2 protein-coding genes are annotated in these 680 nt (G+C 66.6%); both read left to right on the forward strand.

Translation table 11 applies throughout. The features are described 5' to 3' along the window. On the forward strand, window positions 1–234 hold a 234-nt coding region (locus HLUSI_RS29805; protein ID WP_040503724.1), incomplete at its 5' end, for an ATPase, T2SS/T4P/T4SS family. A gap of 51 nt (window positions 235–285) precedes the next feature. Continuing rightward, on the forward strand, window positions 286–680 hold a 395-nt coding region (locus HLUSI_RS29810; RefSeq protein ID WP_040503725.1), incomplete at its 3' end, for a type II secretion system F family protein.

Consider the following 680-nt stretch of genomic DNA (forward strand, 5'->3'; position numbering starts at 1 on the left):
GCCGCAGGTTGCCGGCGCTGCGGCGACACGGGCTACAAGGGACGCGTCGGGATTTACCAGGTCATGCCGATCAGCGAAGCCATCGAAGGCCTGATCCTGGCCCACGCCCCTGCGCCCGACATCGAAGCGCAGGCGGTGCGCGAAGGCGTGCTCACGCTGCGCCAGGCGGGCCTGCAAAAAGTGCGCGAGGGATTGACCAGCCTGGAGGAAATCCTCGCATGCACCAATCTGTGACGGTGTTGACGGACGCATCGGCATGACCGCCGTGCGCGACGATCTGTATGCGTGGGAAGGCCGCGACCGCCAGGGCAAGTCCGCACGCGGCGAAATGCGCGCCGGCGGCCCGGCGCTGGTCGGCAAGCCGGCCTGCTCGACGAGCTGCTGGCGCGACTGGCCCATTACAAGGAAAAGACGCTGGCCACGCGCAGCAAAGTGCGCGCCGCACTGGTCTATCCGGTCGCCATCGTGGCGTTCGCCGTGCTGGTGACGTCCATCATCATGATCTGGGTGGTGCCGTCGTTCAAGGAAGTATTCGGCAGCTTCGGCGCCGCGTTGCCGCTACCGACGCTGATCGTCATCGCGATTTCGGATTTCCTGACGAAGTACTGGTGGATGATGGCCGCTACGGTTGGCGGCGCCGGCGCCAGCCTGGCGGCGGCGATCGAAGGCACCCGGCTCTT

It is taken from the genome of Herbaspirillum lusitanum P6-12 (genome assembly GCF_000256565.1).
Lineage (GTDB): Bacteria > Pseudomonadota > Gammaproteobacteria > Burkholderiales > Burkholderiaceae_D > Herbaspirillum > Herbaspirillum lusitanum.